Here is a 14,820-nt window from a genome sequence, read left to right on the forward strand (position 1 = left end):
CCGAATCCACGGCGCGCGAGCCCGCGGCGGCGGGGCCCGAGCGCGAACAGCCGGTCGCGGACCGCGAGTCCGGAGAACCCGGAGCCGAGTCCGCCGCGCGCGAGCCCGCAGCGGCGGCGCCCGGACACGAACAGCCGGTCGCGGACCGCGAGTCCGGAGAACCCGGAGCCGAGTCCGCCGCGCGCGAGCCCGGGGCGGCCAGGCCGCGGACGGGACCGGGTGGGCGGGGCAAAGACACCGCGGCGACCATCCGGCTGCCGATGAGCGCGCAGCGGGCCTCCGTGCCGGGGAACGGGCCTCGGTCGACGCGGAAGTGGACCGGGGCGGCGGGGTCGGTGCCGGGTGGGGGTTCCTGCCACTCCAGGGCGACGGACTGGAAGGAGGTGCCGTCCTGGTGGTCCGGCGGGAGCGCCTTGTAGAGGGCCTCCTTGACGCAGAAGAGCCGCAGGACGGCGAGGGCCGGGTCGGCGGCGCCGCGCAGGCGCTCGCGCTCCTCGGGGGTGCACACGTAGTGCACGGCGGAGAGCAGTTCCTCGCCCGTCTCCAGGGGCTCGATGTCGATGCCGAGCCCGACTCCGTCGTCGGGGCCGGTCACGCACAGGGCGACCCGGTTGGTGTGGCTGAGGGAACCGGCCACCCCGTACGGCCAGCTCGGCGCCCCGCGCCCGTCGGCGCTCAGCCACCGGGGCATCCCGGTCAGCGCGGCGGTGGCCCGGGCGGCGGCGAGCCGGCCCGCGGTGAACGTCTCGCGGCGCAGCGGCGCGGTGTAGCCGTGCAGCAGCTCCCGCACCGGCGCGGGCAGTTGCCCGAACTCCAGTTCCCCGGTGTGCGCCTGCGCCGCGATCACGCGCGGCTCGAACAGGGCCGTCACCGCGTCCAGGTCGACCGGCTCGGGCGCGAGCACGGCGCTCACCGCAGGGCTCCGACCGGGGTACGGGTCAGGTGGGCGACCGCGTTGTGCACGACCAGGCGTCCGGTGTGCCCGGCGTACGTCATGATCGACTCGGGGTGGAACTGGACCGCAGCGAACCGGTGTGCGGGCGCCTCGACCGCCATCGCGACCATGCCGTCCTCGGTGGCCGCGGTGACCCGGAGGGAGTCCGGCAGCGTGGCCGGGTCGGCGTACAGGGAGTGGTAACGGCCGACGGTGAAGCTCTTGGGCAGCCCCTCCAGCAGCAGGGAGTCGGCCTCGGTGCGGCGGACCCGGGAGGGCTTGCCGTGCACCGGCTCGGGCAGCACGCCGAGGGTGCCGCCGAGATACTCCACGATCCCCTGCAGGCCCAGGCAGACGCCGAAGACGGGGATGCCGAGCCGTTCGGCCTCGGCGAGCGTGGCGGCGGTGCCGAAGTCGGCGGGGGTGCCAGGGCCGGGGGACAGCACCACCAAATCAGGCCGCTGCTCGGCGAGCAGGGGCAGATGGGTGCCGCTGCGGTACGTACCGACGTCGGCGCCGGTCTCGCGGAGGTACCCGGCGAGGCAGTGCACGAAGGAGTCGCGGTGGTCGACGAGGAGGACGCGGCGGCCGGCGCCGGGCCCCTCGGAGACCACGGATGCCGCGCGCAGCGGCCGGACGGGCTCGTCCAGCACCCCCAGCAGCGCCTTCGCCTTCAGCTCGGTCTCCAACTCCTCGTCCTCGGGGGAGGAGTCGTGCAGCAGGGTGGCACCGGCCCGGACCGTGGCCACGCCGTCGTGCAGGTGGATGGTGCGCAGGGTCAGCACGGTGTCCAGGCCGCCGTCGAAGCCGATCCGGCCGACGGCACCGCCGTACCAGCGGCGCGGTGAGCGCTCGTGCCGCTCGATGAACTCGATCGCGGACAGCTTGGGCGCGCCGGTGACGGTGACCGCCCACAGGTGGGCGAGGAAGGCGTCCAGCGCGTCCCGGTCGGGCCGCAGGACGCCCTCGACGCGGTCGACGGTGTGGATGAGGGTGGAGTACTTCTCGATCCGGCGGCGGGCGGTGACCTGGACCGTGCCGGGCAGGCAGACCCGGGACTTGTCGTTGCGGTCGACGTCCGTGCACATCGTCAGCTCGTGCTCGTCCTTGGCCGAGTTGAGCAGGGTGCGGATCCGCTCGGCGTCCTCCAGGGCGTCCCGGCCGCGGGCGATGGTGCCGCTGATCGGGGAGGTCTCGACGAGGGCGCCGGCCTCGGCGCGCGGGGTGACCCGGACGAACATCTCCGGGGAGGCGCCGACCAGGTACTCGTCCTCGGCGAGGTTCATCAGCAGGCTGTGCGGGGCGGGGTTGCGTTCGCGCAGGGTGCGGAACAGCCGGGACGGCGGGCGGGTGACGACCCGGTGGAAGGACTGGCTGGGCACGACCTCGAACAGGTCCCCGGACCGGAACAGCGGGCGCGCCAGCTCCACGACCCGCGCGTACTCGCCGGGCGCGTGGTCCCGCTCGGGCGCCTGCCGGGCGGCCGTGAAGGGGCGGGCCGGGGTGGCGCGGTCGAGCCCGTCGGTGCGGGTGGCGCCGACCCGGAACTCGTAGTCGTGCCGGACGGCTTCGTCGGCCTTGAGGTCGAGTTCGTAGACGGTGTCCGGCAGGTGCAGCACCATGTCGCGGTCGCCGGGGCGGCGGTCCTGGGTGAGTCCGACCGGGTCGACCTGGAAGATCAGGTCGTACCCGAAGGCACCGTAGAGCCCGAGCAGCGGGTCGTCGGGCAGGGCGAGCCCCTCGACTACCGAGCGCACGACGGCGAAGACACCGACCTGCCGGGTGCGGTCCTCCTCGGCGAAGGTCCCGTCGGGAACCCCGCCGGTCACCCGCAGGCTGTCCCCACCGGCCTCGACCCGCCCGCCGGGCCCGACGGCACGGGAGAACAGGGCCAGCAGGGCCGGAAGCAGCACCCGCCCGCGCGCGTTGAGCGCGGTGGCGCGTATCTCCCTCCCGCTCGCGGTTATCTCCACCGGTGGATCGCTGTAGCCGATGATCCGGTCGGGGCCGCGGAACAGCAGCATGCCGCGGCGTTCGTCGAGGGTGTCCTCCAGGGCGGTACGCAGGGTGGCGGCGGAGCCGAGAGCCTCGGAGATACGGACGACCTCGACTCCGACGGGCGTGGTCCACCGCCCGGACGGCGCTGCCCGACCGGTGCGCGGACGGGACGTTTCCAGCTGGGGCATCCCCCAAGTTCCTTTCTCGAACCCGGTAACAAACCGGGGTGGCGGTTTCACGTCGACGCGATGGACGGACAACACCCGGCCGGGGTGGGGGGGTTGCACACAGGCACCCGGCACGTCGGGGCAGGAGCGGACGGGCCCGCTACTCCCGCGTCGTCCACACCTCGGCCGCACGCCCCGAGCGGACGTGGGTCCAGCCGTGGTCGAGGTCGGCCGGGCGGCAGACGTAGGCGGTGTGCAGGCCCCTGGCCGTGAGGCGCTCGGTCAGGGCCGAGCGGGCGGTGCGGTCGGCGGCCGGGAGGGAGGTGCCGGGGCCCACGGCGACGACGTCCAGGGCGACGGAGGCCGCCAGTGCCGTCACCGATTCGACCAGCCGGGCCACCTGATCCTCCGCCGGCGCCGGGGCGCTCACCAGCAACCCCAGGGAGGCGGAGGGCCGTTCGCAGCGCAGCATCCGCAGCCGCTCCCCCGCCGCGCCGACCGCGAGGGCGTCGGGGGCCGTCGGCACCAGGACGGGTCCGTCGGGGCGGCCGGACAGGGTCAGCGTGCCGTCCGTCGTGGCGGCCAGCTCCGGCACCTCGCCCTCCGGCAGCGCCGTCACCCCGTCGCCGATCTTGGCCAACTGCGGGTCGAGCCGCAGCAGGACGCCCGCCGTGGACTGACCCGTGCGGGTAAGCAGGCGCAGCATCAGCGTGCCCGGGTCCAGCGCGCGGTGCTCGGAGGCGTGGGACCACATCCGCTGGCTCGCCCAGGCGACCTCCTGCACGGACCGCACGATCGGCCGCCGGTTCGCCTCGTACGCGGCGAGCGTCGCGTCGAGGTCGTCGCCCTCCCTGTGCTCGGCCAGTTGCCGCGCCAGCTCCACCGCGTCCTCCAGGGCCAGGGTCGTCCCCGAGCCCACCGAGAAGTGCGCGGTGTGCACGGCGTCCCCGAGCCCCACCAGGCGCCCGGTGGACCAGCGCTCGCTGGAGATCCTCGGGAAGGTCAGCCAGCGCGAACCGTTGGACAGCAGCCTCGCCCCGCCCAGGTGCCGGGCGAACACCTCGGCGCAGAACTCCATGGCCCGCTCGTCGTTCCAGCCGGGCGGCATGCTCGCGCCCTCGGTGAAACCGGCCCGCTCCCACTCCTGTTCGCCGAGTTCCACCAGGAACGTCGAGCGGTCCGGACCGTACGGGTAGACGTGGGCGCCGACCGGCCCGTACGGGCTGTCCTCGAAGAGGAACGTCATCGCGTCGAAGGCGCGGTCCACGCCGAACCAGGCGTACCGCCCGGGGCCGGGCAGGACCGAGGCCCCGAACTCCCGCGCGAACGCGGCCCGGGTGCGGCTGCCGGCGCCGTCCGCGGCGACGACCACGTCGTAGCGTCCGAGCAGGTCCTTCGCGTCGGCCTCGGTGCTGAAGTGCAGGCGGGCACCGGCCTGTTCGGCCAGCTCGTTCAGCGCGGTGAGCAGCTCGCGGCGTTCCACCGCGGCGAAGCCGTGGCCGGTGGAGCGGACCCGCTCGCCGTCCCGGCGGACCTCCACGTCGTCCCAGCGGGCGCCCCGGTCCAGCAGGGCGGCGACCACGTCGGGGGCGGCGCGGCGCAGCCGGGCCAGGCTGAAGCGGGAGAAGACGACACCGAAGCCGTAGGTGGCGCCGGCGGGGCTGCGCTCGAAGACGTCGACCTCGTGGCCGCCGAGGCGGCGCAGCAGCAGGGCCAGCATCAGACCGCCGGGCCCGGCACCTATGCAGGCGACTCGCACGGCGCTCACTCCCCCCGCTCGCCGGGCGGCACCGGGGCCGCGCCGGGCATGCCGTCGGCGAACCGCTCGCGCAGCTTGCGGCGCAGGATCTTGCCGGCCGCGCTGCGCGGGATCTCGGCGACGAACTCGATCCGCACCGGCCGCTTGTAGCTGGCCAGTTCGCTGGCGCAGGCCTTCAGCAGCCCGGCGGCGGAGACCTCCTCGCCCTCCGCGACCACGAAGGCGACCGGGACCTCGCCCCACTCCTCCGAGGGCGCGCCCACGACGGCCGCGTCGGCGACCCCGCGCTGGGCGCCCAGCACCCGCTCGATCTCGGCCGGGTAGACGTTCTGGCCGCCGCGGATGAGCACGTCGTTGATCCGGTCGACGAGGTAGAGGTAGCCGTCGGCGTCGGAGTAGCCGAGGTCGCCGGTGCGCAGCCAGCCGTCGCGCAGCGCGGACTCGGTGGCGGCCGGGTTGCGCCAGTAGCCGCGCATCAGACCGTCGCCGCGGACGCAGACCTCGCCGATCTCGCCGGGCGGCAGCGCGCCGCCCTCCTTGTCCTGGATCTCGATGTGGCAGCCGGGCAGCATCCGCCCCGCCGAGCGCAGGCGCAGCTCACGGGCGGCCGCGTCGGCGCCGTGGTCCTCGGTGCCGCCGAAGAGGACCGTGGCGATCGGGCCGCCGCCCTCGGTGATGCCGTAGATCCCGCGGAAGGGGCAGGGGAAGCGCTCCAGGGACTCGCGCAGCAGCTCCTCCGGCATGGGGGCGCCGCCGAACATCACGTCGACCAGGCTGGACAGGTCGGTGGTGTCGAACGCCTTGGTGCGCAGCGCGAAGCGGACCATGGACGGCACCACGAAGGCGCGGGTGGCGCGGCGCTGCTCGGCCTCGGCGAGGAAGCGCTGCGGGGCGAACTCCCGCTGCAGCACCAGGGTTCCGCCGGCCGCCAGCAGGGCCAGGCCGATCACCATCGAGCCGTGGAAGAGCGGGCAGGGGTTGAGCATCACGTCGTCGGCGGTGAAGCGGGCCTCGGCGGCGAGCGCGGTGTAGCAGGCGGACACCGAGCGGTGGGTGACCGCGACGCCCTTGGCGCGGCCGGTGGTGGCCGAGGTGTGCAGGATCGCGAACAGGTCGTCCATCTGCGGCAGCGGCAGCGTGCGGCGGGGCGTGGCGAGCAGTTCCTGGTAGCCGGGGCCGTCCAGGGCGATCCGCCAGGTGTCGCCGAAGGCGTCGCCGAGCCGGTCCAGCACGCCCTGCTCGGCGATCACGCCGCGCGGCGCGGAGTTGGAGACGACGTGCTCGACCTCGGGGGCGGGGAAGGAGTGGTTGACGGGGCAGACGATGGCCCCGGCCTTCCCGGCCGCGATGTACAGCTCCAGTACCTCGACCCGGTTGGGCGAGCTGACCACCAGGCGCTCACCGGGGCCGACCCCGCGGTCGATCAGGGCGGCGGCCAGGGAGTCGGTACGTTCGTCCAGTTCACGCCAGGTGAGCGAGAGCCGTTCGTCGGCCAGGGCGAGGGCGTCGGGGCGCTGTCCGGCGTGCCGCCGGACGAAGTGGGCCATCCACATCAGCGGGCCTCGCTCACGGTCGCGGCGCGCGCGGTCAGCACCTCGTCGATCCCGGCGATGGTGTGCAGCGCGGTCAGTTCGTCGTCGTCGAGCGGGCTGCCGGTGCGCTCCTCGATGGCGAGGGCGAGCCGGATCAGGTCGCCGGAGTTCAGGCCGGCCGTGGTCAGGTCGTCGTCGCGGCCGATGCCGTCGAGCAGTTCGGGCAGATCGACGAACTCCAGCAGGAGCGCGTGGCCTTGGGTGAGCTGGTCGGACATGGTGGTCCCCTCGGAGTGTGCGCGGTGGTGGGGTGGTGGGCGGGTCCCGGCGGGGCGCCCGGTGGCCTCGGAGCGGCCGATGGCCTCGGGACAGCCGGTGGCCTCGGGGCGGCCCCGCCGGGAGTCGGTGCGGTGCGTACGGTCAGCTGCCGATGTCGGCGGGCGTGCGGCCGGAGTCGGCCTGCTTGCCCGCGTTGGCGGGCGCGGGGGCCGGGGCCTCCTCGCCCTCGCTCAGCCCGAACCGCTCGTAGATCCGGGTCAGCGGGCGCGGGGCCCACCAGTTGTAGCGGCCGGCCAGGCGCATGAAGGCCGGGACGAGGATGCCCCGGACGAGGGTCGCGTCCATCAGGACGGCCAGCGCCAGACCGAGGCCGAGCAGCTTCATGTAGGTGATGCCGGAGACCAGGAAGGAGACGAACACCAGGGCGATCAGCGCGGCGGCCGCGGTGACCAGGCCACCGGTGCGCTGGAGGCCCAGCGCGACCGCGCTCCTGTTGTCGCCGGTGCGGTCGTACTCCTCCTTGATCCGGGAGAGCAGGAAGACCTCGTAGTCCATGGAGAGGCCGAAGGCGACGCAGAACATCATGATCGGGGTGGTCGCCACGATGCCGTCGGTGACGGTGAAGTCACCGGTCAGCCACATCAGGTTGCCGTCCTGGAAGACCCAGACCATGGCGCCGAAGGTGGCGGTGAGGCTGAGCAGGTTGAGCACGAACGCCTTCACCGGCATCAGCACGCTGCCCGTCATCAGGAACAGCAGCACGAAGGTGGAGACGGCGATCAGCAGCAGCGCCCACGGCATCCGGTCGGTCAGCGAGGTCATCGTGTCCTTGAAGGAGGCGGCGGTGCCCGCGACCTTCACGTCCTCGAACGGTGCCTTCGCGGCCCGCACGTCACCGACCAGGTCCTGCCCCTCGTCGGTGTAGGAGCCGACCTCCGGGATGACCGACAGCCAGGTGCCCTCGCCCTTCTCGTAGCGCTCGTTGAGGGCGCCGGCCGGGGCGATCTGCTCGCCGTCGGCGTAGGAGCCGGTCTGGGCGTCGACGCGGGCCACGTTGTCGAGCTTGCTCAGCGTCTGCGCGTACTCCTCGACCTTGGCGTCCCGCTCGGCCGGGTCGCCCGCGTTCTCGGCGACGACCATGAGCGGTTCCATCTCGCGGGCCGAGTAGTCCTCGACCAGGACCTGGCCGACCTGGTGGGCCTCGGCGTCCTTGGGCAGGGTGCGCTCGTCGGCGAGGTTGAGGTTGATGCCGAGGAACGGCGAGCCGAGGAAGAGCAGGATCACGATGACACCGGTGGCCAGCGGCAGCGGGCGGCGCATCACCAGGGTGGCGAGCCTGTGCCAGAAGCCGTTCTCCACGGCCCCCTCGGGCTTCTTGCGGTTCCAGGACCACTTGTTGATCCGGGTGCCGATGACCGCGAGCAGCGCCGGCAGCAGCACCAGGGCGGCGACCACCGCGAACGCGACGACCGCGATACCGGCGTAGGCGAAGGAGCGCAGGAAGTACATCGGGAACAGCAGCAGCGCCGACAGCGACAGCGCCACGGTGATCGCCGAGTACAGGACGGTACGGCCGGCGGTGCGCAGGCTGGTGCCGATGGCGTCGTTGACGCTCGCGCCCTTGCGCAGCTCCTCGCGGTACCTGCTGACCACGAAAAGGCTGTAGTCGATGCCGAGGCCGAGCCCGAGTCCGGTGGTGAGGTTCATCGCGAAGACCGACACGTCGGTCAGCTCCACCAGCACCCGCAGCACACCGAGCGCGCCGATGATGGCGACGATGCCGACGGCCAGCGGCAGCAGGGCCGCGATGACCCCGCGGAAGATGAAGACCAGCAGGATCAGGGTGAGCGGCAGCACCAGGGTCTCGGCGAGCGCCAGGTCCTCCTGGGTCTGCTCGTTCATCTCCGCGTAGGCCTCGGCGCGGCCGCCGAACTGGATCTGCAGACCCTCGAAGCCGTCCTCGTAGTGCGGGCGCAGCTTCGCCAGGTAGTCGTCCACCTCGTCCTCGTTGCCCTCAAGGTGGGCGAGGACGAGCGCGGAGTCGGACTTCTCGGCGCGCAAGCTGGGCGCCTTGTCCAGGGTCCAGTAGGAGGCGGCCTCCTGGACGCCGTCCTCGGCGGCGAGCTTCTCGGTCAGCTCGGCGCCCTTGGCGGCGGTGTCCGGGTCGTCGACGCCCTGCGGGGTCTTCACCAGCAGCACGAGGTTGGGCTCACCGGTGCCGAACTTCTCGCTGAGGATCTCGTTCGCCTGCGTCGACGGTGCGTCGGGCACCTCGTAACCACCGGAGGACAGCTTGCTGTTGACGGCGCCGCCCAGTCCTCCGGCCACGACACAGAACAGCAGTCCCAGCCAGAGCACCAGCTTGCGGCGGCCGGTCGCGAGCGCGGCCAGCTTGTTGAACATGGGTGTTTCCTCCAGGAAAGACGGGGCGGGGCGTCGCCCCGATGGGGGGATGTGTCCGCCCGTACGCTCAGGCGGGGGTACGGGCGGCGGGGAGCTGACGGCAGTCGACGCGGACGTGTCCGCCGGCCACGCAGTCGTGGTCGGCCAGCGACTCGTCGACGGACCGGTCCCAGACCAGGAGCCGGTTGTGCACCGAACCTCGGGTGAAGTCGGCGAACTCGGGGTGGGTGGCCTTGTGCCGGGAGCCGAGGTACGCCAGCACCGGGTCCAGGAGCAGCCAGCGGCCCTCCTCGAACACCTCGGTCCAGGCGTGCTCGACACCGACCAGGCCGAGCAGGAAGCCGCGCCGGGTGCGGGCGCGCACGCCCGCCTCCTCGGCCCACTTCTGCATCTGCCAGGCGGCCACCACGCAGTCCACGGCGCGGTGTCCGATCGCCTCGGCGGGCCGGGAGCGCAGTGCCTCGGGCACCCAGCCGTACTGGTACTCGCCGGAGACCAGCCGCTCCAGCAGGTCGTCGTGGATACGGCGGACGGTGTCGGTGCGCGGGGCGTCCCGGTGGCCGCGGGTGGTGACCGTGGCCAGCATCGAGTCCGGCCGCTCGGGGTCCTTGGCCCACTCGGTGAGCCGGCCCTCGTACAGCTTGGGCGCCGGCTCGGCCGGTACGGGCGGGGTGACGCAGCTGCTGCAGCCGGCCGCGTCGCAGGTGGCGGTGAGCCGGATGCGGGTGACCCTCTCGGTGAGCCAGCCCTCGGGCTGCCCGGCGGCCAGCCGCATGCACTGGCGTTCGCCGAGCTCGGCCAGGGAACGGCCGAGGCCCGACTGGAGGCCGAGGTTCATCACGTCGTGGTAGTCGTAGCGCAGCCCGCCCGGGGTGTCCTCGGCGGGGAAACCGGCGCCGACCAGGTGCTCCAGCACGTCCGGGTCGAGGGCGAGTTCGCGGGCCGCCTCCTCGTGGGCGACGGTGGCCGAGCGGTGCTCCTCGGGCACGGGGACCAGCCGTTCCACCGCGGGGAGCCAGTGCTGCCAGAATTCCGCCGCCGTGGTGGTCCGGCGCGGAGGGGCGGTCGTCATCGTTCCTCCCTCGCCGCGGCCAGTACCGGCAGGTCTCCCGCGGCCAGCCGGCGGGCCACCTCCAGACGCTTGACCTTCCAGGTGGCGGTGTGCGGGATGTCGTCCCAGCGGCACTGCACGGGCGGGGACAGCTCGGGCAGTCCGGCGACCGCCTCGGCCCAGGCGGCGCGGTCCAGCGGGAGGTCGCCGCGGGTGCAGACCAGCGGGACGGCCGGGCCGCCGTCGCCCATCGGGATGATGGCGACCTCGGTGAGCTGCGGCAGCGCCTCCAGGATGTCGTCCTCGGCGGCCAGCAGGCTCTCCACGCCGCTGCCCCGGTCCACCAGCCGGTCGTACAGGTGCAGACAGCCGCGGGCGCTGACCATGCCGTAGTCGCCCATCGCCCACCAGCCGTCGACCCGCTGGTCCGGGGAGCCGAGGTAGCTGGGGGTGACGCCGGAGGAGCGGGCGAAGATCTGGCCCGGGATGCCGTTGGGCACCTTGTCGCCCTCGTCGTCGACGACCCGGATCTTCGTGTGGCCGAGGACCCCGCGGCCCACGCAACGGCCGTGCTCGCAGCGGCTCTTGAGCTTGTGCGACTTGACGGTGACCGGCCCGGTCTCGGTCTGGCCGTACGCCTGCATGTAGCGGGCGCCGGGCCGGGCGGCCCTGAGCAGGGTCCGGATGGTGCGCGGGTGGGCGGCGTCGAAGGAGCTGACGAACAGCCGCGTCTGCGCGAAGAGTTCGGGCCGGGTCTCGGCGACCTCCTCCCAGCGGATGAACGCGTTGGGGACGGTCTCCACCACACCCGGGCGGACCGCGGCGAGCAGTTCGGCGGCGTTCTCGGGGGAGGTGTCGGTGAGGAAGCCCAGCGGCAGGCCGAGCGCGAGGATGGCGAGCATCCCGGACATGCAGCGGGCGTGCACCGGCGACAGGCACATCAGGTACGGGTCGCGCACCCGCAGCACCTTGCCGATGGTGATCTGCGGCCGGGCGTGCCCGGCGAAGCTGTGCACGGAGTGCAGCACCAGCTTGGGCACCCCGGTCGTACCGGAGCTGTGGGTGACGAGCTGCGGGGTGTCCACGCTCGGCACCACGGCGGGCGGGATCGCGCCGCGCTCGGTGTCCAGCAGCGACAGTCCGTGCTCGCCGCGCTCACCGACGTACCAGCGGGGCAGGGTCGGGTCCACGGAGTCGAGCACCCCGGCCGACTCGGTGGCGGCGTCGCTGATGACGGCCGCCGGGGCGGCCCGCTCGGTCATCACACCGAGCGCCTGGAAGCCGACCGCGGAGTGCACCAGCACCGGCACGGCACCGATCCGGGCGCAGGCGAAGGCCAGCAGCGGGATGTCGAAGTTGGACCGCTTGACGATCAGGACGCGCTGTCCGTCGCGGATACCCGCGCCGGAGAGCATGGTTGCGGCCTCCTCCACCAGGTCGGCGAAGGTGGCGTAGTCGAAGTTCCGGCCCGCCTGCGGGAACAGGTCGAGCGGCCGGTCGAGGCGGATGGGGACGGCGCCGTGGCGGCGGGCGGCCTCGGCGGGGGCGGTGGCCAGCGCGAGCCGGCGGTTCACGCGGGCCATCACGCGACACCCCCCGCCTTGGCGGCGCGGCGCTCCAGGTGCGCGGTGACGTGGGCGAGCAGGGCGTCGTAGGACGAGAACGCGTCGGTCGGCTCGTCCAGGTCCCACTCGATACCGAAGGCGTCCTCGGCCTCGGCGAGCAGACGCATGAAGCCCGCCGAGGTCAGGCCCAGGTTCCACAGGGACGCGGCACGGGCCGCGGGGTCGTCCAGCGGCAGCGGGGCGCCGACCGCGTTCTCCAGCAGGCCGCGCAGGTGCTCCGCGACCGTCGTGCTGTCGTACATGTCTCCTCCAGTGACGGCCTACGGAGGTACGCAGGCTCAGGGGTTGGTCCGTCGGCGGACAGAAAGCCCGAACGGGTGGCGGGCGGGTCAGGCGGCGACGGGGTGGACGACCCGCTCGCTGCCGGTGTTCTCCTGGAAGCCGCGCAGGGTGCGCAGGTAGTAGAGGAGGTACTCGGCCATCTCCTCCGGGCCGGTGGGGGCGTAGGAGGCGTCCGGGCCGCAGACGGCGGCGGTGTTGGTGAGGTCGAAGCGCTTGTTGTAGCGCAGGTAGGAGCGGTAGAAGTTCATGCCGCCGTCGAGGGCCTCGTCGATCGCGGTGAAGCCGTCCCGGTCGTCCACCCACAGCGGCTCGCGCAGACCGAGCAGTTCGAAGACCTGGGTGACCATGGCCCGGACCGTCGGTCCTTCGGAGTTGCCGAGGTGGAAGTACGTCTCCGGGGAGTCCGACAGCGAGATGGCGACCGCGTTTCGGGCGACGATGTCGACGGGGACGAGGTTGACCACGGTGTCGGGGTCGGCGAGCAGCCGGACCCGGGCGTGCGAGAGGAAGGTGCCGAGCTTGCGCGAGGCGGTCTTCTTGAAGACCAGCACCTGACGCGCGAAGCCGTACAGGCCGGACCAGTTCAGACCGTGCCGGGTGACGCTGTGGCCGATGACGACGGTGGGCCGCATGATGCGGATCCGCAGGTCGCCGGCGGCGGCCTCGACGAGGGCCTCGGCGCGCATCTTGGTCTGCTCGTAGCAGTTGTTGGCCACCGAGGGGTCGGTGACCGGGCCCTCGGTGATCAGGTCGGTGCGGGAACCCGCCACGTAGGCGGTGGAGACGTAGTTGAAGGTGCGCGCGCCCACCGTGCGGGCGAGGTCGAGGACGTTGGCGGTGCCCTGGACGTTCTGCGCCTCGATCTCGGTGCGGTACTCCTCCTCGTAGCGCAGGGAGGCGGCGCAGTGCCAGACCTCGTCGACCGGCGGCAGCGCGGAGACGTCGGCGCCGCAGCCGTCGACGGTCATGTCACCGTGCACGGCCACGGTCCGGCGAAGGATCTCGGGCCGCAGGTCGGAGCGGCCGTAGCCGTCCGCCATCGCGGAGAGGGTGTCGTGCAGGCGCCGCGTCGCCTCGGAGTCGTCCTTGCCGCGGACCAGTGCGATGACGGGGTCGTCGGTCCGGTCGAGAAGTTCGAGGACCACGGCTCCGCCGACGAAGCCGGTGGCCCCGGTCAACAGACGTGTTGTCATGAGTGCTTGTCTCCAGCGTCGGGACGTGGTGTGCGTCCTGGGTGGTGCTGCGGTGGTGCAGCGGGTGGGTCTGGCTCGGGTTCGCGGGGCGGGGCCGGGGGCGCCGGGCCCGGGATCACCGGGGTCGGGGGCGCCCCCGCGCCGTCGTCCGTCCGCCCGCGCTACGCGGCCTCGGTGGCGGCCACGGTGGGACGGCGCGCCTCCAGCTCGTGTACGAACTCGGAGACGGCGGTCTGGAAGCCCTGCGGGTCGTCGAAGAACGGCACGTGACCGGCGTGCTTGAGGGTGACGGCGCGGCTGTCCGGGATGCGGTTCAGGGCGTCCTCGATGACGGACTCGCTCCAGGCGAAGTCGCCGTCGCCGTTGATGATCAGCGTCGGGGCGGCCAGACGGGCGAGCTCCTCGGGGCTGTCCTCGATCTCCAGGGAGGCGAGGAGGTTCTCGCGGATGGAGCCGACGGAGAGCAGGGACAGGAAGTTGTCCTTGAGCGCCAGGTAGGCCGCGGTGCCGCCCTCGTGGATCATCTGGTCCGGGAAGACCAGCGGGTAGAGGTGGTTGAAGAGCTGGGTGGTGCCGCCGGACTCCAGGCTGGCCAGCCAGGAGCGGCTGACGAGCTTGCGGCGCAGGGTGCCGTTGGGCGAGAACGCCGGGCCGACGAGGACCAGGCCGGCGACGCGCTCGGGGTACTTCAGCGCGAACTCGCGGGCGATGAGGGTGGATATGGACGTGCCGACCAGGTAGGTCTTCTCGATGCCGAGGTGGTCCAGCAGGCGGCGCACGTCCTCGACGTGGTCCATGAACGCGACCGGCTCGGGGCCCGGGTTGGAGGCGCCCTGGTTGCGCAGGTCGTAGTGGACGAGCCGGAAGTCGTCGGCCAGGGCGGTGGTGAAGTTCCGCCAGATCGGGCTGACGATGTAGAAGTTGTTCAGCAGCGTCACCGCCGGGCCTTCACCGCTGTCCTCGTAGTACAGCTCCCCGCCGCCGGGCAGGGCGAGCGCGGAGTGGTTGAGGTAGCGGACGTCGAGCTGACCGAACTGCTGGTCCGTCATGAGGGTCTCCTAGAGGATTCGTTTCCGTCGCCGTTGACCAGACTCCGACCCCCCGTTCAACACCTGCCCAAGGCATATCCAAGGACGGGGAAACGTACAGGTCAGAGCGGATTTTCGGGGGGTTGTGCAGGGGGTTGCGCGGGGGCCGGTGAGGGCCGTGTCGCGGCTGGCTTGAACTGGTGGGGCGGGGGGAGAGAGAAGGTGCTCCCGGCGTGCCGGACGGGCGCCCGGGACTGGTTGTACGCGGGTGGCCGTCCGGTGCGGCGAGCGGGCGTGCTGGGCGTCGGGGCGGCAGGCGGGACTTGCGGACTCGACCTACTGGCTGCCGGTCCTCACCGTCCGCCGCCGCGCGGGCCCGGGTACGGCCCCGTGCGGACGGGCACCGTACGCCCCACGCCGCCCCGCACCGAGAACCGGTGGCCGGTCCACCCCGGCCTCCATGGCATCGGCGCGACCGCCCCCGGCCGGCGCCGCATCCACGGCATGGACGCGACCGTCCCCGTCCCGCACCACATCCACGGACCCGGCGCGACCGCCCTCGGCCCGCG

General features: G+C 73.0%; 11 protein-coding genes. All 11 read right to left on the reverse strand.

From position 1 onward, the window contains the following. A partial coding sequence (locus GA0115233_RS37430) for a 4'-phosphopantetheinyl transferase superfamily protein (protein WP_093724872.1) occupies nucleotides 1–913 on the reverse strand: 913 nt, incomplete at its 3' end. Continuing rightward, nucleotides 910–3,120 (reverse strand): anthranilate synthase component I, encoded by a 2,211-nt coding sequence (locus GA0115233_RS37435; protein ID WP_093724874.1) that lies wholly within the window; start codon nucleotides 3,118–3,120, stop codon nucleotides 910–912. The genes GA0115233_RS37435 and GA0115233_RS37430, both read right to left, overlap by 4 nt. 139 nt (nucleotides 3,121–3,259) lie before the next feature. After that, a complete protein-coding gene (locus tag GA0115233_RS37440) occupies nucleotides 3,260–4,867 on the reverse strand; it encodes an FAD-dependent monooxygenase (protein WP_141689627.1) in 1,608 nt (535 codons plus the stop codon). Next, on the reverse strand, nucleotides 4,864–6,405 hold the full coding sequence (locus GA0115233_RS37445) for a class I adenylate-forming enzyme family protein (RefSeq protein WP_176712080.1): 1,542 nt from the start codon (nucleotides 6,403–6,405) through the stop codon (nucleotides 4,864–4,866). The genes GA0115233_RS37440 and GA0115233_RS37445 overlap by 4 nt, the downstream gene beginning before the upstream one ends. Nucleotides 6,406–6,410: 5 nt before the next feature. Further along, nucleotides 6,411–6,668 (reverse strand): phosphopantetheine-binding protein, encoded by a 258-nt coding sequence (locus GA0115233_RS37450; protein WP_093724880.1) that lies wholly within the window; start codon nucleotides 6,666–6,668, stop codon nucleotides 6,411–6,413. A 142-nt stretch (nucleotides 6,669–6,810) separates the two neighbouring features. Continuing rightward, on the reverse strand, nucleotides 6,811–9,072 hold the full coding sequence (locus tag GA0115233_RS37455; RefSeq protein ID WP_255310484.1) for an MMPL family transporter: 2,262 nt from the start codon (nucleotides 9,070–9,072) through the stop codon (nucleotides 6,811–6,813). 67 nt (nucleotides 9,073–9,139) lie between these two features. Beyond that, nucleotides 9,140–10,144 (reverse strand): transglutaminase domain-containing protein, encoded by a 1,005-nt coding sequence (locus tag GA0115233_RS37460; protein ID WP_093724882.1) that lies wholly within the window; start codon nucleotides 10,142–10,144, stop codon nucleotides 9,140–9,142. Continuing rightward, a complete protein-coding gene (locus tag GA0115233_RS37465) occupies nucleotides 10,141–11,706 on the reverse strand; it encodes a class I adenylate-forming enzyme family protein (RefSeq protein WP_093724884.1) in 1,566 nt (521 codons plus the stop codon). The genes GA0115233_RS37460 and GA0115233_RS37465 overlap by 4 nt, the downstream gene beginning before the upstream one ends. Further along, a complete protein-coding gene (locus GA0115233_RS37470) occupies nucleotides 11,706–11,990 on the reverse strand; it encodes a phosphopantetheine-binding protein (protein ID WP_093724886.1) in 285 nt (94 codons plus the stop codon). Before GA0115233_RS37470 ends, GA0115233_RS37465 begins: the two co-directional genes overlap by 1 nt. Nucleotides 11,991–12,077: 87 nt before the next feature. Next, entirely contained in the window at nucleotides 12,078–13,223 is a 1,146-nt protein-coding gene (locus tag GA0115233_RS37475; RefSeq protein WP_093724888.1) for an SDR family oxidoreductase, read from the reverse strand. A 161-nt stretch (nucleotides 13,224–13,384) separates the two neighbouring features. Further along, the gene (locus tag GA0115233_RS37480; RefSeq protein WP_093724890.1) at nucleotides 13,385–14,272 is read right to left on the reverse strand and encodes an alpha/beta fold hydrolase; all 888 of its coding nucleotides are present in this window, start codon (nucleotides 14,270–14,272) and stop codon (nucleotides 13,385–13,387) included. Nucleotides 14,273–14,820: the final 548 nt, after the last annotated feature.

Origin of the sequence: Streptomyces sp. DI166 (assembly GCF_900091315.1) — a bacterium.
Lineage (GTDB): Bacteria > Actinomycetota > Actinomycetes > Streptomycetales > Streptomycetaceae > Streptomyces > Streptomyces fuscus.